The sequence below is a fragment of the Streptomyces katrae genome, from assembly GCF_002028425.1.
GTDB classification, from domain to species: domain Bacteria; phylum Actinomycetota; class Actinomycetes; order Streptomycetales; family Streptomycetaceae; genus Streptomyces; species Streptomyces katrae_A.
On record NZ_CP020042.1, the window covers coordinates 4,530,013 to 4,553,873 of the forward strand.

At 71.6% G+C, this 23,861-nt stretch carries 24 protein-coding genes; 18 read left to right on the plus strand and 6 right to left on the minus strand.

Annotation, left to right across the window (positions count from 1 at the left end; translation table 11 throughout):
- Window positions 1-49 precede the first annotated feature (49 nt).
- Window positions 50-625, minus strand: coding sequence for a hypothetical protein (locus B4U46_RS20720; protein WP_123995465.1), 576 nt, complete (start codon window positions 623-625; stop codon window positions 50-52).
- A gap of 239 nt (window positions 626-864) precedes the next feature.
- Window positions 865-1,068 (minus strand): cold-shock protein, encoded by a 204-nt coding sequence (locus B4U46_RS20725; protein ID WP_027749613.1) that lies wholly within the window; start codon window positions 1,066-1,068, stop codon window positions 865-867.
- Window positions 1,069-1,304: 236 nt separating this feature from the next.
- On the opposite strand from B4U46_RS20725, the gene B4U46_RS20730 reads away from it, so the two are divergent.
- From B4U46_RS20730 to B4U46_RS20755, 6 genes are all read left to right on the plus strand, one after another.
- The gene (locus B4U46_RS20730; protein ID WP_079429224.1) at window positions 1,305-2,168 is read left to right on the plus strand and encodes a menaquinone biosynthetic enzyme MqnA/MqnD family protein; all 864 of its coding nucleotides are present in this window, start codon (window positions 1,305-1,307) and stop codon (window positions 2,166-2,168) included.
- A 313-nt stretch (window positions 2,169-2,481) separates the two neighbouring features.
- Complete coding sequence (locus B4U46_RS40075) at window positions 2,482-4,458, plus strand: serine/threonine-protein kinase (protein ID WP_079429225.1); 1,977 nt, start codon at window positions 2,482-2,484, stop codon at window positions 4,456-4,458.
- Between the two features lie 95 nt (window positions 4,459-4,553).
- On the plus strand, window positions 4,554-5,753 hold the full coding sequence (gene mqnC, locus B4U46_RS20740) for a cyclic dehypoxanthinyl futalosine synthase (RefSeq protein WP_079429226.1): 1,200 nt from the start codon (window positions 4,554-4,556) through the stop codon (window positions 5,751-5,753).
- Between the two features lie 15 nt (window positions 5,754-5,768).
- On the plus strand, window positions 5,769-6,413 hold the full coding sequence (locus B4U46_RS20745; protein WP_079429227.1) for an imidazolonepropionase-like domain-containing protein: 645 nt from the start codon (window positions 5,769-5,771) through the stop codon (window positions 6,411-6,413).
- 146 nt (window positions 6,414-6,559) lie between these two features.
- Complete coding sequence (locus B4U46_RS20750) at window positions 6,560-7,255, plus strand: demethylmenaquinone methyltransferase (protein WP_079429228.1); 696 nt, start codon at window positions 6,560-6,562, stop codon at window positions 7,253-7,255.
- A 24-nt stretch (window positions 7,256-7,279) separates the two neighbouring features.
- On the plus strand, window positions 7,280-8,191 hold the full coding sequence (locus B4U46_RS20755; RefSeq protein WP_079429229.1) for a glutaminase: 912 nt from the start codon (window positions 7,280-7,282) through the stop codon (window positions 8,189-8,191).
- Between the two features lie 195 nt (window positions 8,192-8,386).
- Here B4U46_RS20755 and B4U46_RS20760 read toward each other — a convergent pair whose 3' ends face one another.
- Window positions 8,387-8,914 carry a GNAT family N-acetyltransferase gene (locus B4U46_RS20760; protein WP_079429230.1) on the minus strand — a complete coding sequence of 176 codons (528 nt, stop codon included), beginning with the start codon at window positions 8,912-8,914 and terminating at the stop codon, window positions 8,387-8,389.
- 98 nt (window positions 8,915-9,012) lie between these two features.
- Between B4U46_RS20760 and B4U46_RS20765 the strand changes: the two genes are divergently transcribed.
- Window positions 9,013-10,305 carry a geranylgeranyl reductase family protein gene (locus B4U46_RS20765; RefSeq protein ID WP_045946772.1) on the plus strand — a complete coding sequence of 431 codons (1,293 nt, stop codon included), beginning with the start codon at window positions 9,013-9,015 and terminating at the stop codon, window positions 10,303-10,305.
- A 68-nt stretch (window positions 10,306-10,373) separates the two neighbouring features.
- Here the strand turns inward: B4U46_RS20765 and B4U46_RS20770 are convergent, their stop codons facing one another.
- The 3 genes from B4U46_RS20770 to B4U46_RS20780 all read right to left on the minus strand — a co-directional run bounded on the left by B4U46_RS20770 (window position 10,374) and on the right by B4U46_RS20780 (window position 12,243).
- Complete coding sequence (locus tag B4U46_RS20770; protein WP_079431894.1) at window positions 10,374-10,820, minus strand: hypothetical protein; 447 nt, start codon at window positions 10,818-10,820, stop codon at window positions 10,374-10,376.
- A 120-nt stretch (window positions 10,821-10,940) separates the two neighbouring features.
- Window positions 10,941-11,201, minus strand: a complete 261-nt coding sequence (locus B4U46_RS20775) for a hypothetical protein (RefSeq protein WP_079429231.1) — start codon at window positions 11,199-11,201, stop codon at window positions 10,941-10,943.
- A gap of 196 nt (window positions 11,202-11,397) precedes the next feature.
- Complete coding sequence (locus B4U46_RS20780) at window positions 11,398-12,243, minus strand: C40 family peptidase (RefSeq protein ID WP_079429232.1); 846 nt, start codon at window positions 12,241-12,243, stop codon at window positions 11,398-11,400.
- Between the two features lie 853 nt (window positions 12,244-13,096).
- On the opposite strand from B4U46_RS20780, the gene B4U46_RS20785 reads away from it, so the two are divergent.
- From B4U46_RS20785 to nuoK, 11 genes are read left to right on the plus strand one after another with little or no spacing between them, the layout of a single operon-like run.
- Window positions 13,097-13,456 carry an NADH-quinone oxidoreductase subunit A gene (locus B4U46_RS20785; protein ID WP_079429233.1) on the plus strand — a complete coding sequence of 120 codons (360 nt, stop codon included), beginning with the start codon at window positions 13,097-13,099 and terminating at the stop codon, window positions 13,454-13,456.
- 15 nt (window positions 13,457-13,471) lie between these two features.
- Complete coding sequence (locus B4U46_RS20790; RefSeq protein WP_079429234.1) at window positions 13,472-14,026, plus strand: NuoB/complex I 20 kDa subunit family protein; 555 nt, start codon at window positions 13,472-13,474, stop codon at window positions 14,024-14,026.
- Window positions 14,023-14,754 carry an NADH-quinone oxidoreductase subunit C gene (locus B4U46_RS20795; RefSeq protein WP_079429235.1) on the plus strand — a complete coding sequence of 244 codons (732 nt, stop codon included), beginning with the start codon at window positions 14,023-14,025 and terminating at the stop codon, window positions 14,752-14,754. Before B4U46_RS20790 ends, B4U46_RS20795 begins: the two co-directional genes overlap by 4 nt.
- Window positions 14,754-16,091, plus strand: a complete 1,338-nt coding sequence (locus tag B4U46_RS20800) for an NADH-quinone oxidoreductase subunit D (protein WP_079429236.1) — start codon at window positions 14,754-14,756, stop codon at window positions 16,089-16,091. Before B4U46_RS20795 ends, B4U46_RS20800 begins: the two co-directional genes overlap by 1 nt.
- Window positions 16,088-16,843, plus strand: a complete 756-nt coding sequence (nuoE, locus tag B4U46_RS20805; protein WP_079429237.1) for an NADH-quinone oxidoreductase subunit NuoE — start codon at window positions 16,088-16,090, stop codon at window positions 16,841-16,843. The genes B4U46_RS20800 and nuoE overlap by 4 nt, the downstream gene beginning before the upstream one ends.
- Window positions 16,843-18,234: an NADH-quinone oxidoreductase subunit NuoF gene (gene nuoF, locus B4U46_RS20810; protein ID WP_079429238.1), complete on the plus strand. Its 1,392-nt coding sequence runs from the start codon at window positions 16,843-16,845 to the stop codon at window positions 18,232-18,234. The genes nuoE and nuoF overlap by 1 nt, the downstream gene beginning before the upstream one ends.
- Window positions 18,231-20,735: an NADH-quinone oxidoreductase subunit G gene (locus B4U46_RS20815; protein ID WP_079429239.1), complete on the plus strand. Its 2,505-nt coding sequence runs from the start codon at window positions 18,231-18,233 to the stop codon at window positions 20,733-20,735. Before nuoF ends, B4U46_RS20815 begins: the two co-directional genes overlap by 4 nt.
- Window positions 20,732-22,117 carry an NADH-quinone oxidoreductase subunit NuoH gene (gene nuoH, locus B4U46_RS20820; protein WP_079429240.1) on the plus strand — a complete coding sequence of 462 codons (1,386 nt, stop codon included), beginning with the start codon at window positions 20,732-20,734 and terminating at the stop codon, window positions 22,115-22,117. The genes B4U46_RS20815 and nuoH overlap by 4 nt, the downstream gene beginning before the upstream one ends.
- 3 nt (window positions 22,118-22,120) lie before the next feature.
- Window positions 22,121-22,741: an NADH-quinone oxidoreductase subunit NuoI gene (gene nuoI, locus B4U46_RS20825; RefSeq protein WP_079429241.1), complete on the plus strand. Its 621-nt coding sequence runs from the start codon at window positions 22,121-22,123 to the stop codon at window positions 22,739-22,741.
- On the plus strand, window positions 22,738-23,562 hold the full coding sequence (locus tag B4U46_RS20830; RefSeq protein ID WP_079429242.1) for an NADH-quinone oxidoreductase subunit J: 825 nt from the start codon (window positions 22,738-22,740) through the stop codon (window positions 23,560-23,562). The genes nuoI and B4U46_RS20830 overlap by 4 nt, the downstream gene beginning before the upstream one ends.
- Window positions 23,559-23,858 (plus strand): NADH-quinone oxidoreductase subunit NuoK, encoded by a 300-nt coding sequence (gene nuoK / locus B4U46_RS20835; RefSeq protein WP_045946785.1) that lies wholly within the window; start codon window positions 23,559-23,561, stop codon window positions 23,856-23,858. Before B4U46_RS20830 ends, nuoK begins: the two co-directional genes overlap by 4 nt.
- The last annotated feature ends 3 nt before the right edge of the window (window positions 23,859-23,861 follow it).

The following is a 23,861-nucleotide window of genomic DNA, read 5'->3' on the forward strand; positions in this document are numbered from 1 at the left end:
GCGCAGCGCGCGACCGGCCGTGCCGTGCGTGTACGGGGTGCCGGGGCCCCTATACGGGGGTGTCCTGGACGGCCGTGAAGCCGGTGCCGCAGGCGGCCACCAGGTTCGAGGCGCTGAACGGCGTGTCGGAGGTGGTGCACGTGGCCTGGTGCAGCTCGCCCTCCCGGTCCTGCAGGGTGACGTAGAGGGAGCCGGGGTTGGCCTCGGTCACCGAGGCGGCGGTGTCCGTGACGCACTTGGGCGCGTTGGCGAGGATCCCCAGGTTGATCCACACGCCGGGGTTGCGGCTGTCGTTGAGGAAGGCGTGCCCGTGCCGGTCGGTCGCCACGCGGAAGATCAGACCGGGGGGGAAGTTGGTGTAGTCCGGCGCGGCGGTGGAGAGGTCGCGGGAGGTGGAGCACTTCCTGCGGTGGTCGTCGTCCCGGTCGTCGTCGGAGCGGGCCGGCGTGGCCGTCCCCGTCTGCTTGGCCGGCTTGACCGCCTTGGCGGGATGGGAGGCCTTCTTCTTGTGCTGCGGGTCGTGGTCCATGCCCCCTGCGGCCGCCGACGGCGCCATCAGTGCGCCCAGGAGCACCGCCCCCGACACTGCCGAAATACCCCGTGCGGCCCAAGCGAGCTTCGTCATCCGATTCCTCCGTGAGTGCGAGTTCGATGTCGCGCGACCGAACATCCCCGCCGCCCGCCGGTTGTACGCACACTGTGACGAGCAGTCACTCAGGGGAACCAGAATCTGGCCCCGAACGGCCGCTGTGGGCCTTGGATCCGGAGGAAAAAGGCAGGAGCCCCGCCCCTTCCGTTCGCACGGGAAGGGCAGGGCTCCTTGGGTACTGCGATAATCCGGCCGCGATCCGACCGGCCTGGCGACTAGGCCGGGGTGACGTTCTCCGCCTGGGGACCCTTGGGGCCCTGCGTGACGTCGAAGTTCACCTGCTGGTTCTCCTCGAGGGAGCGGAAGCCGGTGGCGTTGATCGCGGAGTAGTGGACGAAGACATCCGGGCCGCCGCCGTCCTGGGCGATGAAGCCGAAGCCCTTTTCAGCGTTGAACCACTTCACGGTTCCGGTAGCCATGAGCCCTCCTATGGGCCAAAGGGTCGCCCTGCTCCAGAACCTGCTAAGAAGTCTGAAAACTACAAAAGCCTGCGGGTTACATGCTCCGCAGGCCTCGTACTGCAAGGGAAACCAAACTGCAACTTGCGTCGAGCCTAGCACGCACCCTCGGGCCGAGACCAGAGGGAAAGATCACGTCACCCGGACGTTTGAGACCCGCTCGATCGCTGACGGAGAAGCGCCGCTAGTCTCGCGATGTGGACGTCTATCGCAGCCGGCCCAGGGTCGGCCACATCCAGTTCCTGAACTGCCTGCCCCTCTACTGGGGGCTCGCACGCACCGGCACGCTGCTGGACATGGAGCTGACCAAGGACACCCCCGAGAAGCTGAGCGAGCGGCTCGTCCAGGGCGAGCTGGACGTCGGCCCGATCACCCTCGTGGAGTTCCTCCGCAACGCCGACAAGCTCGTCGCCCTCCAGGACATCGCCGTCGGCTGCGACGGCGACGTCATGTCCTGCGTGATCGTCTCGCAGGTCCCGCTGGAGCAGCTGGACGGGGCCCGGGTGGCCCTCGGCTCCACCTCGCGCACCTCCGTGCGCCTGGCCCAGCTGCTGCTCGCCGAGCAGTACGGGGTCCGGCCCGACTACTACACCTGCCCCCCTGACCTGGGGCTGATGATGCAGGAGGCCGAGGCGGCGGTGCTGATCGGCGACGCCGCGCTGCGCGCCTCGCTGCACGACGCGCCCCGGCTGGGGCTGGCCGTGCACGACCTGGGGCGGATGTGGAAGGAGTGGACGGGGCTGCCGTTCGTCTTCGCCGTCTGGGCCGCCCGCAAGGACTACCTGGCCCGCGAACCCGAGATCGTCCGGGAGGTCCACGACGCCTTCCTTGCTTCCCGGGACCTCTCCCTGGAGGAGGTCGTGAAGGTCGCCGAGCAGGCCGCGCGCTGGGAGGCCTTCGACGCCGGACTGCTCCAGCGCTACTTCACCACCCTCGACTTCCGCTTCGGTCCGGAACAACTCGCCGGTGTGCGGGAATTCGCGCGCCGTACGGGCGCGGACACCGGCTACGCGACGGATGTGGCCGTGGAGTTGCTGAAGGCCGGTGGGCCGGAACGCTGATCGCCAATACCCCGGGGACCTTTCCGGGGATCTTCCACTTCCCGGCGGGTAATGTTCCGTTTGCCGGAAATTCGTTCGCCTTTCGCATTTCCGTCGGCCGTCCGGGAAGGCCGCCGGAAGATCGGCGGAAGACCGGCGGAAGAGCGCAGGAAGATCCCCGGAAGAGCACGGAGAACGCCCGGAAGGAATTGGCGGGCGAAGTGCGGGCGGGCGGTTCGCATTCCGCGTGCGGATCGGGCCGCCCCCGGGCCCGCCCCACCCCCTAAGGTGCTGCTGTCCGGGTGACCACCGAACCCGGGGACAGGGGGACTCGATGCATCCGCTCGAAGCCGGTGAGCCGCGGACGATCGGCGCCTACCGGCTGCTCGGCCGGCTCGGCGCGGGCGGCATGGGACGGGTCTACCTGGGGCGCAGCGCGGGCGGCCGGACCGTCGCCGTGAAGGTCGTGCACCCCCACTTCGCGTCCGACGCGGAGTTCCGCGCCCGTTTCCGCCGTGAGGTGGAGGCCGCCCGGCGGGTGGGCGGGGAGTGGACCGCGCCCGTGCTGGACGCCGACCCCGAGGCGGCCGTGCCGTGGGTGGCGACCGGGTACGTGGCGGGGCCCTCGCTGGACCGGGCGGTCGCCGGGCACGGCCCGCTGCCGGAGGGCTCGGTACGGGCCGTGGGCGCGGGGCTGGCCCGGGCCCTGGTGGCGGTGCACGGGCTGGGCCTCGTCCACCGGGACGTGAAGCCCTCGAACGTGATGCTGAGCCTCGACGGGCCCCGGTTGATCGACTTCGGGATCGCCCGGGCCACGGACGGCACCGCCTCGCTGACCTCCACCGGCGTGTCCATCGGTTCGCCGGGCTACATGTCCCCCGAGCAGATCCTCGGCAAGGGGGTCACGGGTGCCTCGGACGTGTTCTCCCTCGGCGCGGTCCTGGCCTTCGCCGCGACCGGCCGGCCCCCGTTCAGCGGGGACAACTCCGCGACGCTGCTCTACAAGGTGGTGCACGAGCCGCCGGAGCTCGACGCGGTCCCGGCCGGGGAGCTGCGCGAGCTGATCGCGTCCTGCCTGGCCAAGGCGGCGTCCGAGCGGCCCTCCCCCGAGGCCCTGGCGGCCGCGCTGGGCGGGGCCCTGGGTGCTCCGGGCTGGCTCCCGGCCCCGCTGGTGGAGGAGGCCAGCCGGGCGGCGGTGGCCCTGCTGGACCTGGACGCGGACGCCTCCGAGGGCGGCGCGGGGGCCGGGGCTCCGGGTGCGGGGGCCGGCGGCGGTGGCGGGTCCTGGGCGGGGTCCGGCGGTGCGTACGGGTCCGGCGGCGCGGCCGGGGCCGGGTTCGGTGCGGGGACCGTCTCCGGGTCCGGGCCGGTGCCGTTCACCGAGGGGTCCTTCGGCGGGCCCGTCGGGGTCGGGTTCGGGACGCCGGACCCCACGTACGGGAACCCGTCCGGGTACGCCGGGGGCGCCGGTCCCTACGGCTCCGGCGCGGGCGGTTCCGGGTTCGGGACCGGTCCCGGCGGCGGGCCCTACGGCTCCGGCTCCGGCGGCGGCCCCTACGGTTCCGGCTCGGGCACCGGACCCGGCGGCGGGCCGTACGGTTCCGGTCCCGGTTCCGGTGCGGGCGGCGGGGTGTACGGGGCGCCCACCGAGACCGCCGGGGGCGGCCGGGTGCCGCAGCCGCGGACGGCTGCGGACGGCGAGCGGCGCGGGGTCACCCTCAGCGCGGCCGGCCGCCGCTTCAGCTGCACCCTCGTGCTCGGCGCGGCCGCCGTCCTGACGGCCCTGTCGGGCGGGCTGTACGGGATGGGGCTGCTGCCCGGCCAGGGTGCCCGGGACGCGGCGGTGGGCAAGCCCCCGACCGCCGGCCCGGCCCCGGACGCGGCCGCCTCCGCCCCCTCGTCGCCCTCCTCCCCGTCCGCGTCCGGTTCCGCGGCCCCGCCCAAGGGCACCCGTGACGACGTCCCCCAGGAGCTCACCGGCACCTGGAAGGGCACCGTCACCACCAACCTCGGCGCCACCACCGAGTTCGAGATCACGATCCGCTCCGGCAAGGTCGGCGAGGTCGTCGCCCGGGACAAGTCCGTCCTGCCCCTCCTCGGCACCGACTGCAGCGGCGACTGGAAGCTCTCCTCCGCCACCGACCGCTCCCTGGTCCTGGACAGCGCGGGCGGCCCCAACCCGGCCCCGGGCGTCTGCGCCGGCGGCTCCGCCGACGAGCGGTTCACCCTCAACCCCGGCGGCACGCTCCACTACAAGTCGGGCGACCGGGCGGCCGGCAACCCCGAGGGCGACCTCACCCGCAGCCCCTGACCCGGCCCCCGCCCCCTGGCGGAGCCGGTCGGGGGCCCTGGCGTAGGCTGGATCGGTCCGGAACCCTTGACACACCGCCGAAAGGTGACCCACCGGTGACCGACCTGGCCGCACTCCAGTCCGTCCTCGACCGCGCCGCAGCGGGGGGCCGGATCACCAAGGAAGAGGCGCTCGACCTCTACCGGCACGCCCCCCTCCACGCGCTCGGCCAGGCGGCCGACGTGGTGCGCCGCCGCCGCTACGCGGGTACCGAGCACATCGCGACGTACATCATCGAGCGCAACATCAACTACACCAACGTCTGCGTCACGGCCTGCAAGTTCTGCGCCTTCTACGCGGCCCCGAAGGACACGAAGAAGGGCTGGACCCGCGGCCTCGACGACATCCTGCGCCGCTGCGCGGAGACCGTCGAGCTCGGCGGCACGCAGGTGATGTTCCAGGGCGGGCACCACCCGGACTTCGGCGTGGAGTACTACGAGGAGCACTTCTCCGCCATCAAGAAGGCCTTCCCGCAGCTGGTCATCCACTCCCTCGGCGCGTCCGAGGTCGAGCACATGGCCCGCATCTCCGGCGTCTCCGCCGAGGAGGCCATCACGCGCATCCACGCCGCCGGCCTCGACTCCTTCGCGGGCGCCGGCGCCGAACTCCTGCCGGAGCGGCCGCGCAAGGCCATCGCCCCGCTGAAGGAGTCCGGCGAGCGCTGGCTGGAGATCATGGAGATCGCCCACAAGCTGGGCGTGGAGTCCACCTCCACCATGCTGATGGGCACCGGCGAGACCAACGCCGAGCGCATCGAGCACATCGCGATGATCCGTGACACGCAGGACCGCACCGGCGGCTTCCGCGCGTTCATCCCGTACACGTACCAGCCCGAGAACAACCACCTCAAGGGCCGGACCCAGGCGACGGTCTTCGAGTACCTGCGGATGATCGCGATCGCGCGCCTCTTCCTCGACAACGTCGCGCACATCCAGGGCTCCTGGCTGACCGTCGGCAAGGAGGCGGGCCAGCTGGCCCTCCACTACGGCGCCGACGACCTCGGTTCGATCATGCTGGAGGAGAACGTCGTCTCCTCCGCCGGTGCCAAGCACCGCTCGAACCGCCAGGAGATCATCGACCTGATCCGCAAGGCGGGCCGCGTCCCGGCGCAGCGCGCGACGACGTACGAGCACCTCGTGGTGCACGAGGACCCGGCGAACGACCCGGTCGACGACCGCGTGGTCTCGCACATCTCCTCGACCGCCATCGAGGGGGGCACCGCGCACCCCGAGCTGAAGCTCATCTCCACGAACTGACGCGGACCGACCCCGATGCTGACGCTGCACACCGCCGAGCTCCTCGTCACCGGGCCGGGCGCCGCTCCGCTGGAGGCCGGCGCCGTCCTGGTGGAGGGCGACCGCATCGTCCGCACGGGCCCGTACGAGGACCTGGGCGCGGCCGCGCCGCACGCCCGCGTGCGGCGCTGGCCCGGGGTGCTCACCCCGGGGCTGCTGGCGCGCGGGGCGGACGTGCTGCTGGAGGGGACGTACTACCCCGACGACCCGTACGAGGTCACCGAGCTGGGCGCCGACCCGATCACCGGCGCCGAGGCGCTGGAGGCCCTGAAGCTGACCGAGTCCCGCTGGGGCAACAGCGCCCGGCGCGGCACGCAGAAGCTGCTGGCGCGCGGGGTGGTGGCGGTGGCCGGACGGTTCGCGATCCCGGCGGTGCGCACGGCGGTGGTCCGCTCGGGCCTGGCCGTGGTCCCGCCCGCCCCCTACGAGGGCGCGGCGGCGCTGGACCCGCTCACGGGGCGGGAGAGTGCCGGGCAGGCCTTCCACGGGGTGCTCCAGGACGGGGCGGCGGCCCGGTTCGCGGTGTTCGCGGTGGCGGACGAGGCCGAACTGCTGGAGCGCGGGGCGACCACCTGCGTGGCCACCGTCATCGGCGGCCGGCTGCTGCACCGGCGGCGGTAGGGCTCACGGGCGAGGCCACCGCGCCGACCCGGCGGCGGGCCTGAGAGGATGGGCGCTACGAGCCGGCCGGCCCACGGACCGACCGACCGGCCCGCCGACCGACCGGCGCACCGCCACACCCACCGAGCACCGAGGGGCCACCGCCAGTGACAAGGGCTTCCCTGGACAAGCAGCCGCACGAAGTCGCCTCCATGTTCGACGGCGTCGCGGAGAAGTACGACCTCACCAACGACGTCCTCTCCCTCGGGCAGGCGCGCCTGTGGCGCAAGGAGGCCGCCAAGGCGGTGGCCGCCCGCCCGGGCCAGAAGGTGCTCGACCTGGCCGCCGGCACCGCGACCTCGTCCCTCCCGTACGCGGCGACCGGCGCGTACGTCGTCCCCTGCGACTTCTCCCTCGGCATGCTGCGCGAGGGCAAGAAGCGCAACCCGTGGCTCCCGCTGACGGCGGGCGACGCGACCCGGCTGCCCTTCGCGGACGACGTCTTCGACACCGTGACGATCTCCTTCGGGCTGCGCAACGTCCAGGACACGGACGCCGCGCTGCGCGAGATGTACCGGGTGACCAAGCCCGGCGGGCAGGTCGTCATCAGCGAGTTCTCGCAGCCGACGTGGGCGCCGTTCCGCACGGTCTACACCGAGTACCTGATGCGCGCCCTGCCGCCGGTGGCCCGTGCGGTGTCCTCCAACCCCGACGCGTACGTGTACCTCGCCGAGTCCATCCGCGAGTGGCCGGACCAGCCCGGGCTGGCCGAGCTGCTGCAGAAGGCGGGCTGGGGCCAGGTCGCCTGGCGCAACCTGAGCGGCGGCATCGTGGCCCTGCACCGCGGCGTCAAGGCCCGGTAGCACCCGTCGGTACGTGTGGCACCCGTGGACTACCAGCACATCCTCGAACGGATCGCGGCGGACGTCGCCCCGCTGATCGGCAGCGGCACCCCGGCCGAGTACATCCCGGCACTGGCGGGGGTCGACCCCCGCCGGTTCGGGATGGCGATCGCCGACCTCGACGGGAACGTCTTCGGCACCGGGGACTGGCGGGTCCCCTTCTCCACCCAGTCGATCACCAAGGTCTTCGCCCTGGCCCTCGCCCTCGCGGAGGGCGGCGACAGCCTGTGGGAGCGGGTGGGCCGGGAGCCGTCCGGCAACCCGTTCAACTCCCTGGTGCAGCTGGAGTACGAGAACGGCATCCCGCGGAATCCTTTCATCAACGCGGGCGCGCTCGTCGTCACCGACCGGCTGCAGACCCTGACGGGTGACGCGAGCAGCGAACTCCTGGAGTTCCTGCGGCAGGAGAGCGGGAACCCGGACATCGGCTTCGACGCGGAGGTGGCCGCGTCCGAGCACGAACACGGCGACCGGAACGCGGCCGTGGCGCACTTCATGGCCTCGTACGGCAACATCGACAACCCCGTGCCGGCGCTGCTGGACCACTACTTCTGGCAGTGCTCGATCGCGATGACCTGCGCGGACCTGGCCCTGGCCGGGCGCTTCCTCGCCCGGCACGGCCTGCGCGCGGACGGCTCGCGGCTGCTGACCCGCAGCGAGGCGAAGCAGATCAACGCGGTGATGCTGACCTGCGGGACGTACGACGCGGCGGGGGAGTTCGCCTACCGGGTCGGGCTGCCGGGCAAGAGCGGGGTCGGCGGGGGCATCATCGCGGTCGTCCCCGGCCGGTGCACCCTCGCGGTGTGGAGCCCGGGCCTGGACGCCCAGGGCAACTCGGTCGCCGGCGCGGCGGCCCTGGACCGCTTCACGACGCTGACGGGCCTGAGCGTGTTCTGACCCGAGGGGGCTGGACAGTGCCGCTGTGCGGCACTTCCAGCCCGCGCAGGGGGCACCTCCCAGCGGTAGCCGGGGGAGCTTGAGCGCACGGGCGCGCAGCGCACGTACCGGGGTCCGGGGCGGAGCCCCGGGGAACGGTGGAAGGGTGGGTGGGGGACGGCTCCGCGCGGCGGCACCCCCGGCCCCCGGCAGACGTCAGCCCAGCGCCAGCTCGTGGCAGACGGCCCGTCGACCGGACGGGGTCGTGAACTCCTCACCCGGCGTCATGCCGAGCCGCTCCGCGACCGCCACCGAACGCACGTTGCCGGCGTCGATCACCGCGCACACCCCCTCCACCCCCAGCCCCCGCAACCGCTCCACGGTCGCCAGCGCGGCCGCGTACGCGTACCCCTTCCCCCAGGCGGAGCGCCCCAGCCGCCACCCGATCTCGATCCGCCCCACCGGCCCCCACGCCTTCGCCGCAGGCCACGGCTGCGCGCCCGTGAAGCCGATGACCTCGCCGTCCTCGTCCAGCAGGGTCCACAGGCAGTACCCGAGCTGCGCGTCGTGCATCCGCTGCCGGGCCGTGAACTCCTCGTACGCGGACAGTTCCGCGGGCCCCCCGAGGAACTCCATCACGTCCGCGTCGTCGAAGACGCGGTGCCAGGCGTGCGCGTCCTCGTCGATCGGTACGCGGAGCTGGACCGCCGGCAGTGGCGGCCGGGTCGTCGGCGAGGTCGTCATCGGGGCAGCCCTTCGGATCGCGATCACTCTCGCTGCATAGACTGCGTCATGTCCTGTGCCGTTGGGCACCCTTTATCGAGCCTTCGGGAGACCCCGCAGTGACCGAGCCCACCGAGCCCCTCTCCGAACACCGCGCGGACGTGATCGTCGTCGGGGCCGGGCCCGCCGGCTCGACGACCGCCTACTACCTCGCGAAGGCGGGACTCGACGTCCTGCTCCTGGAGAAGACGGCGTTCCCGCGCGAGAAGGTCTGCGGTGACGGCCTGACCCCGCGCGCCACCAAGCAGCTGGTGGCGATGGGCATCGACATCTCCGAAGAGGCCGGCTGGCTGCGCAACAAGGGCCTGCGCATCATCGGCGGCGGGCAGCGGCTCCAGCTGGACTGGCCGGAACTGGCCTCGTACCCGGACTACGGACTCGTCCGCAAGCGCGACGACTTCGACGAGACCCTGGCCCGCCAGGCGCAGAAGGCCGGCGCCCGCCTGTACGAACGCTGCAACGTCGGCGAGCCCGTCCGGGACCCGCGCACCGGGCACATCACCGGCGTGCACGCGAAGCTCGGCGAGGAGAAGACCCCGGTCACCTTCCACGCCCCGCTCGTCGTCGCCGCCGACGGCAACTCCTCCCGGCTCTCCCTGGCGATGGGCCTGCACCGGCGCGAGGACCGCCCGATGGGCGTGGCGGTGCGCACCTACTTCACCTCGCCCCGGCACGACGACGACTACCTGGAGTCCTGGCTGGAGCTGTGGGACCGGCGCGGTCCGCAGGACCGGCTGCTGCCCGGCTACGGCTGGATCTTCGGCATGGGCGACGGCACGTCCAACGTCGGCCTCGGCATCCTCAACTCCTCCTCCGCCTTCAAGGAGCTGGACTGGCGCGAGGTCCTCAAGGCCTGGTGCGCGTCCATGCCGGAGGACTGGGGCTACACCCCCGAAAACATGACGCAGCCGATCCGCGGCGCGGCCCTGCCGATGGCCTTCAACCGGCAGCCGCACTACACCAAGGGCCTGCTGCTGGTCGGCGACGCGGGCGGCCTCGTCAACCCGTTCAACGGCGAGGGCATCGCCTACGCGATGGAGTCCGGCCAGATCGCGGCGGAGGTCATCGTCCAGGCCCACGCCCGCGCCACCCCGGCCCAGCGCGAGCTGGCGCTGCACAGCTACCCGAAGGTGCTGAAGGAGACCTACGGCGGCTACTACACGCTGGGCCGCGCCTTCGTGAAGCTGATCGGCAACCCGACGGTCATGAAGATCGCCGCGCAGCGCGGCCTGACGCACCCGGTGCTGATGCGCTTCACGCTGAAGATGCTGGCGAACCTGACGGACCCGACGGGCGGCGACGCGATGGACCGCATCATCAACGGCCTCTCGAAGGTCGCCCCGAAGGCCTGACCGTGTGACCACGGCCGCCCGGCATGCGCATGCGGCCGGGCGGCCGGGGTACGGCGGCGCCCGCGCGCTCAGACGTTGACGGTCTTCACCTTCGGCGAGCCGGGAAGCTCCTCCGCGGCCTTGCACAGGGCCGGGATGTGCGACCGGTCGGAGGTGACGAGCAGCACCGGAGGGGCGCACAGCGCTGCTGTGGCGACGACGAGGGCGTCCACGAGGCATTCGTGACCGTCGAGGCCGGACACGTCCAGCAGAGTCTTCGCGGCCTCTGTCACCGCGTCGTTGACCGGCTTCACGTCGAACCGGGACAGCAGGAACCGCAGCCGCTTGGCGGCCTCGCCCGTCCGGCGCACTTCCAGGGGCGTCAGAGCGGACAGCGCCACTCGGCGGCCGGTCTGCTGGGCGGCCTCGATGCGTGCGCGCATGCCCTCATCGCCGTCGACGTGCTGTGAAAGCCCTTGAGCGTCCAGGACGAGCGTGCCTTCACTCTTGGCCGCGACCTTGAGGCGCTTGCTCACCACTCCTGTTCCGCCTGCCGCCGCGCTTCCGCGGAGACGGGGCCGAACGCCTTGCGGTCGGCTGCGACCACCTCGCGGAGCTTGGCCGCCGCGAGCATTCCTGTCCACCGCGGGGCCGGCTCAGTCCTCCGCGGGCTCCCGCGCCGCCTCCGGGGCCCGGTGGACGGTGCGGACGCAGTGGGTCAGGAGGCTCAGGCCGGCCACGAGGAGGGCGCCGGAGACGGTCCAGCCCAGGCCCAGGGTCAGCGGGCTGCCGGGCTTGTGCCAGGGGCGGGCGGTCGTGAGCAGCCAGCCGCCGACCGCCAGCAGGCCCAGCCCGAGGGCGGCGGGGAGGGCGGTGGCCTCGTCGTCGCCGCGCTGCTCGCACGAGGTTCCGCTCACGGGATCACCAACTCCAGGAATCGCTACGGGCGCACGGGCAGGTGCCTATCTTCGCAGCGGTTCGGCGGGTTCCGCACGGGTCGTCCGCCGGGTGGGATTCCGGGCATGCCGGAGGTCCGGTACTCCGCCCCCCGGGGGCACCTCCCAGCGGTGGCTGGGGGAGGGGGAGTACCGGACCTCGCGGAGACCGGGTGGGTCAGAGGACGCGGACGGCGCCGGTCGGCATGTCGTAGCTCAGCGGGCGCTCGACGATGCCCGTGCTGGGGTTCTGCGCGCCGACGAACTTGCCGCCGCCGACGTAGATGGCGACGTGGTAGGCGCTGCCCTTGGGGCCCCAGTACAGGATGTCGCCCGGCTGGAGGTTGCTCAGCGACACCGAGGTGCCGGCGAGGGACTGGTCCTGGGAGGTGCGGTCCAGGGAGATGCCGGCCTGGCGGTAGGCGGCCTGGACCAGGCCCGAGCAGTCGTACGCGGAGGGGCCGGTGGCGCCCATCACGTAGGCCTTGCCGACCTGGGCGTAGGCGAAGTTGATGATGGCCGCGGCGGAACCGGTGGCGGAGGAGCGTCCCTTGACGGTGGCGCCGCTGCCGTCGTCGGCGGCGGAGGCGTTGGTCAGGGAGGAGCGGCCGGAGCTGCGGTTGGCGCGCTCGGCCTCGGCCTTGCGGTCGGCCTCCTGCTTCGCCTTCTGCTCGGCGGCCTTCTGGGCGTCTTCCTTCGCCTGCTTCGCCTCGGCGGCGGCACCCGTACGGGCGCTCTCCTCCTGGGCGTTCAGCTCGCCGGTGACGGCGGCCTCCACGGCGGCGACGCGGGTGTTCTCGGCGGCCGTGTTGACGGCGTTGGACACCTCGGTGCCGAGGTCCAGGCTGAGGACCGGCATCTCCAGCGTCGTCTCGGCCACGGGCTCGGTAGACGGGGACGCGCTCGCGGTGCCGGCCATGGCCAGGGTGCTGAGGACGCCACCGGCAACTCCGGCGCGGACCGCGAGCTTCGAGGCGCTGCGGCGGGGCTTCCGGTGGCTGGGTATGTGAGCGGTGTGGGACATGGGACAACCGCTATCAGGGGTCCAGGGTCACCTTCAAGAAACGTGGTCTGCGCCACAGTTGCGGGAAAGGCCGGGCAACCGGGCGCGCCGCGCCTCCTATTGACGCCGTAACGGACGTATCGGACACCCCCTCGCAAGGCTGTGATCATGGGGTTTCAGCAATAAGTCCGGATTGATCCACCGCCTACCATCCAGTCGCACAGATGGCCAAGCCTCCTTTTTGAGGGTCATGATCCATGTGTCGCAGGTCACAGTTACCTGCCGCCGTGAGGGCGCTGTGGCCGGCCCGTGATCCGACCGTGAACTCGCCGTGCGGTTCGCGGCGCCGGGGCGGGGTACCAGCCCCCGGCGCGGGGCGCGGGTGCGGGGCTCGTGAACGTTCGTGAACGGATGCACAGCTTCTCCGCGCGGCGCCGCCGTCCACTTCCGTACCGCCGGACCCCCCGGGCGGGGGAGGCGGATTCCTTTATCACCCCGGTCGGCCTGTCGCCAATTTGCCTGTAGCGCCCACTCTTTGATAATGCAAGGCCGCTTCCACCTGCGGCGACGAGGCCGGATGTCACCTTTGGTGATCATGTGGATGCCTTGCGTATGAAGATCACCACTCTTCGGCCTTCATGATCGTTCGTCAGGTGGTGGAGATCACAAACTCGGTGTTGTTACCCGTGTCGCAGATCACAGACCGGCAGGCATAAGATGCGCACCAGTCCGGCTTGTGAACTGCCTCACATGCGATCGCCCCCGCTCCAGCGGCCGCGGTCTCCCGGGGCGGCTCCCCCCGGCCACCGCTGGGAGGGCCCCAACGCCGGCGCAGCGGTCCAACGGTCAAGGACGACTGGAAGGAGCGAGGAGCGTGAATGCCTACGCACCCATCCTCGTGCTCGGCGCCATCGGCGCAGGGTTTGCGATCTTCTCCGTGGTCATGGCCACGCTGATCGGCCCAAAGCGGTACAACCGGGCGAAGCTTGAGGCGTACGAGTGCGGCATCGAGCCCACCCCGACGCCCTCCGGTGGCGGTCGCTTCCCCATCAAGTACTACCTCACGGCGATGCTCTTCATCGTCTTCGACATCGAGATCGTCTTCCTCTACCCCTGGGCCGTCACCTTCGACTCCCTGGGGATCTTCGGGCTCGTCGAGATGCTGCTCTTCGTGCTCACCGTCTTCGTCGCCTACGCATACGTCTGGCGCCGCGGCGGCCTGGAATGGGACTGAGGGGCTGAATTTTCCATGGGACTGGAAGAGAAGCTGCCGAGCGGCTTCCTGCTGACCACCGTCGAACAGGCCGCGGGCTGGGTGCGCAAGGCATCCGTCTTCCCGGCCACCTTCGGCCTCGCCTGCTGCGCCATCGAGATGATGACCACCGGTGCCGGCCGCTACGACCTCGCCCGCTTCGGCATGGAGGTCTTCCGCGGCTCCCCGCGCCAGGCCGACCTGATGATCGTCGCCGGCCGGGTCAGCCAGAAGATGGCGCCGGTGCTGCGGCAGGTGTACGACCAGATGCCCGCCCCCAAGTGGGTCATCTCCATGGGGGTCTGCGCCTCCTCGGGCGGCATGTTCAACAACTACGCGATCGTCCAGGGCGTCGACCACATCGTCCCGGTGGACATCTACCTCCCCGGCTGCCCGCCCCGCCCCGAGATGCTCATCGACGCGATCCTCAAGCTCCACCAGAAGATCCAGGGCTCCAAGCTCGGCGTGAACCGGGAAGAGGCGGCGCGCGAGGCGGAGGAGGCGGCCCTCAAGGCCCTCCCCACCATCGAGATGAAGGGGCTCCTGCGGTGAGCGACGAACCCGCCGTGGAGAACGGCAACGGCAACAACGTCCCCGCCCCCCGGGCCGCCACCCCCGGACCCGAGGTGATCGGGGTCCGCAAGGGCATGTTCGGCGCCACGAACGGCGGCGACACCAGCGGCTACGGCGGCCTCGTCCGCACCGTGGCCCTGCCCGGCGCGAGCTCCCGCCCCTACGGTTCCTACTTCGACGAGGTCGCCGACGAGCTGGAGGGCGCCCTGGAGGAGCAGGACCTGCTCCCGGAGAACGCCATCGAGAAGGTCGTCGTCGACCGCGGCGAGATGACCCTGCACATCGCCCGCGAACACCTGGTGCGGGTGGCCTCCACCCTGCGCGACGACCCGGCCCTGCGCTTCGAGCTGTGCACCGGCGTCAGCGGCGTGCACTTCCCCGACGACAAGGGCCGCGAGCTGCACGCCGTCTACCACCTGCGCTCCCTCACCCACGGCCGGATCGTCCGGCTGGAGGTGTCGGTGCCCGACGGCGACCCGCACCTCCCCTCGCTCGTCGCGGTCTACCCGACCAACGACTGGCACGAGCGCGAGACGTACGACTTCTTCGGCCTGGTCTTCGACGGCCACCCCGCCCTCACGCGGATCATGATGCCGGACGACTGGCAGGGCTTCCCGCAGCGCAAGGACTACCCGCTCGGCGGCATCCCCATCGAGTACAAGGGCGCCCAGATCCCGGCTCCCGACCAGCGGAGGTCGTACAGCTGATGTCCCACACCCCCAACGCCGCCGACCACGCGGCCTCCCGCGAGACCACCGAAGGCACCGTCTACACCGTCACCGGCGGCGACTGGGACGAGATCGTCCAGTCCGCGGCCAAGGCGGACGACGAGCGCATCGTCGTCAACATGGGCCCCCAGCACCCCTCCACCCACGGCGTGCTCCGCCTGATCCTGGAGATCGACGGCGAGACGGTCACCGAGGCCCGCTGCGGCATCGGCTACCTGCACACCGGGATCGAGAAGAACCTCGAATTCCGCAACTGGACGCAGGGCACCACCTTCGTCACGCGCATGGACTACCTGACGCCGTTCTTCAACGAGACGGCGTACTGCCTCGGCGTCGAGAAGCTCCTCGGCATCACCGACCAGATCCCCGACCGGGCCACCGTCATCCGCGTCCTGCTGATGGAGCTCAACCGGCTCTCCTCCCACCTCGTGTGCATCGCCACCGGCGGCATGGAGCTGGGCGCGACCACGATCATGATCTACGGATTCCGGGACCGCGAGCTGATCCTCGACGTCTTCGAGCTGATCACCGGCCTGCGCATGAACCACGCCTTCGTCCGCCCCGGCGGCCTCGCCCAGGACCTGCCCCCCGGCGCGGTCGACCAGCTGCGCGAGTTCGTCAAGACGATGAAGAAGAACCTGCCGGAGTACGACAAGCTCGCCACCGGCAACCCCATCTTCAAGGCCCGCATGCAGGACGTCGGCTACCTCGACCTGGCCGGCTGCATGGCCCTCGGCGCCACAGGACCGATCCTGCGCTCCGCCGGCCTGCCGCACGACCTGCGCAAGACCGACCCCTACTGCGGCTACGACAGCTACGAGTTCGACGTCCCCACCACCGAGAGCTGCGACTCCTACGGGCGGTTCCTGATCCGCCTGGAGGAGATGCGCCAGTCGCTGCGGATCGTCGAGCAGTGCCTGGACCGGCTGGAGCCCGGCCCGGTCATGGTCGCCGACAAGAAGATCGCCTGGCCGGCGCAGCTCGCCATGGGCCCCGACGGCCTCGGCAACTCCCTCGACCACATCAAGAACATCATGGGCACCTCCATGGAGGCCCTCATCCACCACTTCAAGCTGGTGACCGAGGGCTTCCGGGTCCCCGCCGGGCAGGCCTACGCGGCCGTCGAGTCCCCCAAGGGCGAACTCGGCGTCCACGTGGTCTCCGACGGAGGCACCCGCCCCTACCGGGTCCACTTCCGCGACCCGTCCTTCACCAACCTGCAGGCCATGGCGGCGATGTGCGAAGGCGGCCAGGTCGCCGACGTCATCGTCGCCGTCGCCTCCATCGACCCCGTGATGGGAGGCGTCGACCGATGACGGCCGATGCAGTGAACACGGGCATCAGCCTCGGGATGCCGCAGCTCCCCGCCCCCGACTTCCCCGCCGAGGTGCGCGCCCGGCTCGAAGCGGACGCGCAGGAGATCATCGCCCGCTACCCCGACAGCCGCTCCGCGCTGCTGCCGCTGCTGCACCTGACGCAGTCCGAGGAGGGCTACGTCTCCCGCACCGGCATCCGGTTCTGCGCCGAGGTCCTCGGCCTGACCACCGCCGAGGTCACCGCGGTCGCCACCTTCTACACGATGTACCGGCGGCGGCCCTCCGGCGACTACCAGGTCGGGGTCTGCACCAACACCCTGTGCGCGGTGATGGGCGGCGACGCCATCTTCGCCGAGCTCCAGGAGCACCTCGGGGTCGGCAACAACGAGACCACCCCCGACGGCAAGGTCACGCTGGAGCACATCGAGTGCAACGCGGCCTGCGACTACGCCCCCGTGGTGATGGTCAACTGGGAGTTCTTCGACAACCAGACCCCCGAGTCCGCCAAGGCCCTCGTCGACGACCTGCGCGCCGGCCGCCCGGTCGAACCGACCCGGGGCGCGCCGCTGTGCACGTACAAGGACACCGCCCGCATCCTGGCGGGCTTCCCCGACGAGCGCGAGGGCGCGGTGGAGGCGAGCGGCGGCGCGGGCCCCGCCTCCCTGATCGGCCTGCGCATCGCCCGCGGCGAGTCCCCGCACGCCCCGGTCGTCCGCCCGCGCGCCGAGACCGGTACCGAGGGAGGGGAGTGATGTCGGTGTCGTCCAAGGAAACTCATGGGGGCACCTCCCAGCCGGAGGCTGGGGGAGGTACCAGCCCGGAGAAGCTGCTCGCACCCGTCCTGTCGGCGTTCTGGGACGAGCCCGAGTCGTGGACGCTGGCGACCTACCGGCGCCACGAGGGCTACGAGGGTCTGCGCAAGGCCCTCGCGATGACCCCCGACGAGGTGATCGCCTACGTCAAGGACTCGGGACTGCGCGGACGCGGCGGCGCCGGCTTCCCCACCGGGATGAAGTGGCAGTTCATCCCGCAGGGCGACGGCAAGCCGCACTACCTCGTCGTGAACGCGGACGAGTCGGAGCCCGGAACCTGCAAGGACATCCCCCTCCTCTTCGCCAACCCGCACTCCCTCATCGAGGGAATGATCATCGCCTGCTACGCGATCCGCTCCGAGCACGCCTTCATCTACCTGCGCGGCGAGACCGTGCCGGTGCTGCGGCGGCTGCACGAAGCCGTGCGCGAGGCGTACGCGGCCGGATACCTCGGCAAGGACATCGACGGCAGCGGACGCAACCTCGACATCACGGTGCACGCGGGCGCGGGCGCGTACATCTGCGGCGAGGAGACGGCACTGCTCGACTCCCTCGAAGGCCGGCGCGGCCAGCCCCGGCTGCGTCCCCCCTTCCCCGCGGTCGAAGGCCTCTACGCCTGCCCCACTGTCGTGAACAACGTCGAGTCCATCGCCTCGGTTCCCGCGATCCTGAGCAAGGGCAAGGACTGGTTCAAGGCGATGGGGACGGAGAAGTCCCCCGGCTTCACCCTCTACTCCCTCTCCGGGCACGTCGCCGGCCCCGGCCAGTACGAGGCCCCCCTCGGCATCACCCTGCGCCAGCTCCTCGACATGAGCGGCGGCATGCGCCCCGGACACCGGCTGAAGTTCTGGACCCCCGGCGGCTCCTCCACCCCCATGTTCACCGACGAGCACCTCGACGTCCCGCTCGACTACGAGGGCGTGGGCGCGGCCGGCTCCATGCTCGGCACCAAGGCCCTCCAGTGCTTCGACGAGACCACCTGCGTGGTGCGCGCCGTCACCCGCTGGACCGAGTTCTACGCCCACGAGTCCTGCGGCAAGTGCACCCCCTGCCGCGAGGGCACGTACTGGCTCGTCCAGCTGCTGCGCGACATCGAGGCCGGCAAGGGCGTCATGTCCGACCTCGACAAGCTGAACGACATCGCCGACAACATCAACGGCAAGTCCTTCTGCGCGCTCGGCGACGGCGCGGCCAGCCCGATCTTCTCCTCCCTGAAGTACTTCCGCGCGGAGTACGAGCAGCACATCACCGGGAAGGGCTGCCCCTTCGACCACCGGAAGTCGACCCTGTGGGCCGACGGCCCGGCAAAGAACTCCGAGGTGAACGCATGACCGTCGCCACCAGTGCCCCCGCCGGCGGCGGCGAGGCCGCCAAGCCGCCGCAGGACGACCTGGTCACGCTGACCATCGACGGCGCCCAGCTGTCCGTGCCCAAGGGGACCCTCGTCATCCGGGCCGCCGAACAGCTCGGCATCGAGATCCCCCGGTTCTGCGACCACCCCCTCCTCGACCCGGCCGGCGCCTGCCGCCAGTGCATCGTCGAGGTCGAGGGCCAGCGCAAGCCGATGGCCTCCTGCACCATCACCTGCACCGACGGCATGGTCGTGCGCACCCAGCTGACCTCCGAGGCCGCTGACAAGGCCCAGCGCGGGGTGATGGAGCTGCTGCTCATCAACCACCCGCTGGACTGCCCCGTCTGCGACAAGGGCGGCGAATGCCCCCTGCAGAACCAGGCGATGTCGCACGGAAACGCCGAATCCCGGTTCGAGGGCCGCAAGCGGACCTACGAGAAGCCCGTCGCGATCTCCACGCAGGTGCTGCTGGACCGCGAGCGGTGCGTGCTGTGCGCGCGCTGCACCCGCTTCTCCAACCAGGTCGCCGGCGACCCGATGATCGAGCTGCTGGAACGCGGCGCGCTCCAGCAGGTCGGCACCGGCGAGGGCGACCCGTTCGAGTCGTACTTCTCCGGCAACACCATCCAGATCTGCCCCGTCGGCGCCCTCACCTCGGCCGCCTACCGGTTCCGCTCCCGCCCGTTCGACCTCGTCTCCTCGCCGAGCGTGTGCGAGCACTGCGCGGGCGGCTGCGCGACCCGGACCGACCACCGGCGCGGGAAGGTGATGCGCCGCCTCGCCGCCGAGGACCCCGAGGTCAACGAGGAGTGGATCTGCGACAAGGGCCGCTTCGCGTTCCGTTACGCGCAGCGCCCGGACCGGCTGACCACCCCGCTGGTGCGCGGGGCCGACGGGGTCCTCGCCCCGGCGAGCTGGCCCGAGGCCCTGGAGGCCGCCGCCAGGGGGCTCACCGCGGCGCGCGGCCGGGCGGGGGTGCTGACCGGCGGCCGGCTGACCGTCGAGGACGCCTACGCGTACGCCAAGTTCGCCCGGGTGGTGCTCGACACCAACGACATCGACTTCCGGGCCCGCGTGCACAGCGCGGAGGAGACCGACTTCCTGGCCGCCTCCGTCGCCGGCACCGGCAAGGACCTCGACGGCACGGGCGTCACCTACGCCTCCCTCGAGGCGGCCCCGGCCGTCCTGCTGGCCGGCATCGAGGCCGAGGAGGAGGCCCCCGGGGTCTTCCTGCGGCTGCGCAAGGCCCACCGCAAGCGGGGCCAGAAGACGTACGCCCTCGCCCCGTTCGCCACCCGGGGCCTGACCAAGGCCGGCGGCACCCTGCTGGCCGCCGCCCCCGGCACCGAACCCGAGTGGCTGGACGCCCTGGCCTCCCGCACCGGGCTGGAGGAGGGCGGCGCCGAAGCGGCCGAGGCGCTCCGCCGGCCCGGGGCCGTCCTCGTCGTCGGGGAGCGGCTCGCGGGGGTGCCCGGCGCGCTGACCGCCGCCGTACGGGCGGCCACCGCGACCGGAGCCCGGCTGGTGTGGATCCCGCGCCGGGCCGGGGAGCGGGCCGCCGTCGAGGCGGGCGCGCTGCCGTCCCTGCTGCCGGGCGGCCGCCCGGCCACCGATCCGCGGGCCCGCGACGAGGTCGCCGCCGCCTGGGGGCTGGAGGCGCTGCCGCACCGCTACGGCCGCGACACCGGCCAGATCGTCGAGGCCGCCGCCACCCGTGAGCTGTCCGCGCTGCTGGTCGCGGGCGTCGAGGTCGCCGACCTGCCGGACCCGCAGCGGGCCCGGACCGCGCTGGAGGAGGCCTTCGTGGTCTCCCTGGAGCTGCGGCCCGGGGAGGTCACCGACCACGCGGACGTGGTCCTGCCGGTCGCCGCCGTCGCCGAGAAGGCGGGCACGTTCATCAACTGGGAGGGCCGGGTCCGCCCCTTCGAGGCGGCCCTCAAGCCCGACCAGATGACCCGCCGCCTCGCTCCGGCCGACGCCCGCGTGCTGCACATGCTGGCCGACGCCGCCGACCGGCCGATCGCCCTGCCCGACGTGCACGCCGTGCGCCGGGAGCTGGAGCGGCTCGGCCCCTGGGAGGGCGACCTCGCCCCCGAGCGGTCCACCGGTTCGGCGCCGCTGCCCCGGCCCGGCGCGGGCGAGGCCGTACTCGCCGGCCACCGCCTGCTGCTGGACCTGGGCCGGCTCCAGGAGGGCGACGAGGCCCTGGCCGGGACCCGGCACGAGGCCGCGGCCCGCCTCTCGGCCGCCACGGCCGCCGAGACCGGCGTCAAGGACGGCGACCTCCTCGCCGTCACCGGCCCGGCCGGCTCGGTGGAACTCCCGCTGCGGATCACCGGGATGCCCGACCGGGTCGTGTGGCTCCCCCTGAACTCCACCGGCTCCGGCGTCCTCGCCGACACCGGCGCCCTGCCCGGCACCCTCGTCCGCATCGGACCGGCGCCGGCCCCGGCCGCCCCCGCCAAGGAGGTGCGAGCGTGACCAGCCTCGCCCACATCGCGGCGCAGCAGCCGCACGTCCTCGCCGCCGAGGACCTGTCCCTGTTCGGCAGGGACGTCTGGTGGCTCGTCCTGCTGAAGGCGGTGTTCTGCTTCGCCTTCCTGATGGTGACCGTGCTGTTCTCCATCGTCTGGGAGCGCAAGGTCGTCGCCTGGATGCAGCTGCGCATCGGCCCCAACCGGCACGGGCCCTGGGGCATGCTCCAGTCCCTCGCCGACGGCGTGAAGCTGATGCTGAAGGAAGACGTCATCGTCAAGCGGGCCGACAAGGTGGTGTACGTCCTGGCGCCGGTCATCGCGGCGATCCCGGCGTTCATGGCCATCGCGGTGATCCCGTTCGGCCCGTCCGGCAACGAGGTCTCGATCTTCGGGCAGCGCACCACGATGCAGCTGACCGACCTGCCGATCGCGATGCTGTACGTCCTGGCCGTGGCCTCGGTCGGCATCTACGGCATCGTGCTGGCCGGCTGGTCCTCGGGCTCGACCTATCCGCTGCTCGGCGGCCTGCGCTCCTGCGCGCAGATGATCTCGTACGAGATCGCGATGGGCGCGGCCTTCGCCTCGGTCTTCCTCTACTCCGGGTCCATGTCGACCTCGGCGATCGTGGAGGCGCAGGCGGACCGCTGGTACATCGTGCTGCTGCCGGTTTCGTTCATCATCTACGTGATCACGATGGTCGGCGAGACCAACCGCGCCCCCTTCGACATGCCGGAGTCCGAGGGCGACCTGGTCGGCGGCTTCAACACCGAGTACTCCTCCATCAAGTTCGCGCTGTTCATGCTGGCCGAGTACGTCAACATGGTCACCGTCTCGGCGGTCTCGGTCACCCTGTTCCTGGGCGGCTGGCGCGCCCCGGCACCGATCTCCACGTACTGGGAGGGCGCGAACCACGGCTGGTGGCCGATGCTCTGGTTCGTCATCAAGGTGCAGCTGCTGCTGTTCTTCTTCATCTGGCTGCGCGGCACGCTGCCCCGCGTGCGCTACGACCAGCTGATGAAGCTCGGCTGGAAGGTGCTGATCCCGGTCTCCGTGGTCTGGCTGATGCTGGTCGCCACCGTCCGGGCGCTGCGCAACGAGCGCTACGACTTCTCGGAGATCGTGCTCTACGTCGGCGGGGCCGTCGTGGCGATCCTGCTGCTGACCGCCGTCGCCGACCACTTCCGCGACAAGCGGGAGAAGACGGCCGCCGCGCAGGCGGGGCAGGCCGCGGCCGCCGAGCCCTTCGACCCGATGGCGGGCGGCTTCCCCGTACCGCCCAAGCCCGGCCAGCACCTGGCACCCGTACCGCGCAGGCGGTCCCGCGCCGAGCGGGAGCTGATTGTCAGTGGCGGGACGAATACTGACAGTGACCGAGAGGAGGGTTGAGACGTGTCTGACGAGTCGTCCGAAAAGTGGCAGAACCCGGTGGCCGGCTTCGGCGTGACCTTCAAGGCCATGTTCAAGAAGCGCCTCACCGAGCAGTACCCGGAGCAGGAGAAGACCACCGCTCCGCGCTTCCACGGAAGGCACCAGCTCAACCGGCACCCCGACGGTCTGGAGAAGTGCATCGGGTGCGAGCTGTGCGCCTGGGCCTGTCCCGCCGACGCGATCTACGTGGAGGGCGCGGACAACACCGAGGAGGAGCGCTACTCCCCGGGTGAGCGGTACGGGCGGGTCTACCAGATCAACTACGCCCGCTGCATCCTGTGCGGGCTGTGCATCGAGGCCTGCCCGACCCGGGCGCTGACGATGACGAACGAGTTCGAACTGGCCGACTCCAGCCGCGAGTCGCTGATCTACACCAAGGAGCAGCTGCTGGCCGGGCTGACCGAGGGCATGGTCGACACCCCGCACTCGATCTTCCCGGGCATGGACGAGCAGGACTACTACCGGGGGCTGGTGACGGGCGCCGCGCCCGGCACCGAGCGGCAGGTGGCGGTCTCCAAGGGCGAGGCCCCGGCCTCGAACGGCGCCGGGAACGGCGCTCCGGCCGAGGGGGTCGGAGCATGAGTGCCCTCGCGGCCGCCGCCGCCACCACGACCTCCACCGGCGAGGCCCTGCAGTTCTGGGTGCTCGCCGCCGTCGCCGTCATCGGCGCGCTCTGCACCATCCTGATGAAGAAGGCCGTGCACAGCGCCCTGTGCCTGGCCGGGACGATGATCGTCCTCGCGGTGTTCTACCTCGCCAACGGGGCCTACTTCCTGGGCGTGGTCCAGGTCGTCGTCTACACCGGCGCCATCATGATGCTGTTCCTCTTCGTGGTCATGCTCGTCGGCGTCACGGCGGCGGACTCGCTGAAGGAGACCATCAAGGGACAGCGCTGGCTGGCCGTTCTGTGCGGGCTCGGCTTCGGCATCCTGCTGATCGCCGGTCTCGCCAACGCGAAGCTGACCCACTTCAACGGCCTCGGCCGGGTCAACTCCGCGGGCCACGTCGAGGGCCTGGCCCAGCTGATCTTCACCCGCTACATCTTCGCCTTCGAGATCACCGGCGCCCTGCTGATCACGGCGGCCGTCGGCGCCATGGTCCTCACCCACCGCGAGCGCACCGAGCGGGCCGCCACCCAGCGCGAGCTGTCCGAGAAGCGCGTCCGCGAGGGCGTGCAGGTCCCGCCGCTGCCGGCCCCCGGCGTCTACGCCCGGCACAACGCCGTGGACATCGCCGGCCTGCTCCCCGACGGCACCCCGTCCGAGCTGACCGTCAACAAGACGCTGCGCGCCCGCGGCCAGATCCGCGACGTGTCCACCGAGGCCCTGGACGACCTCAAGGCGCTGGAGCAGAGCTCCGCGGAGCGCCTCGGCCGCGACTCCCGAGAGGAGGCATCGAAGTGAATCCGGTCAACTACCTGTACCTGGCCGCCCTGCTGTTCACCATCGGCGCGGCCGGCGTCCTCATCCGGCGCAACGCCATCGTGCTGTTCATGTGCGTCGAGCTGATGCTCAACGCCTGCAACCTCGCGTTCGTGGCCTTCTCCCGGATGCACGGCAACCTCGACGGCCAGATCATCGCGTTCTTCACGATGGTCGTCGCCGCCGCGGAGGTCGTGGTGGGCCTCGCGATCATCGTGTCGCTGTTCCGTACCCGCCACTCGGCCTCGGTCGACGACGCCAGCCTGATGAAGCTGTAAGGG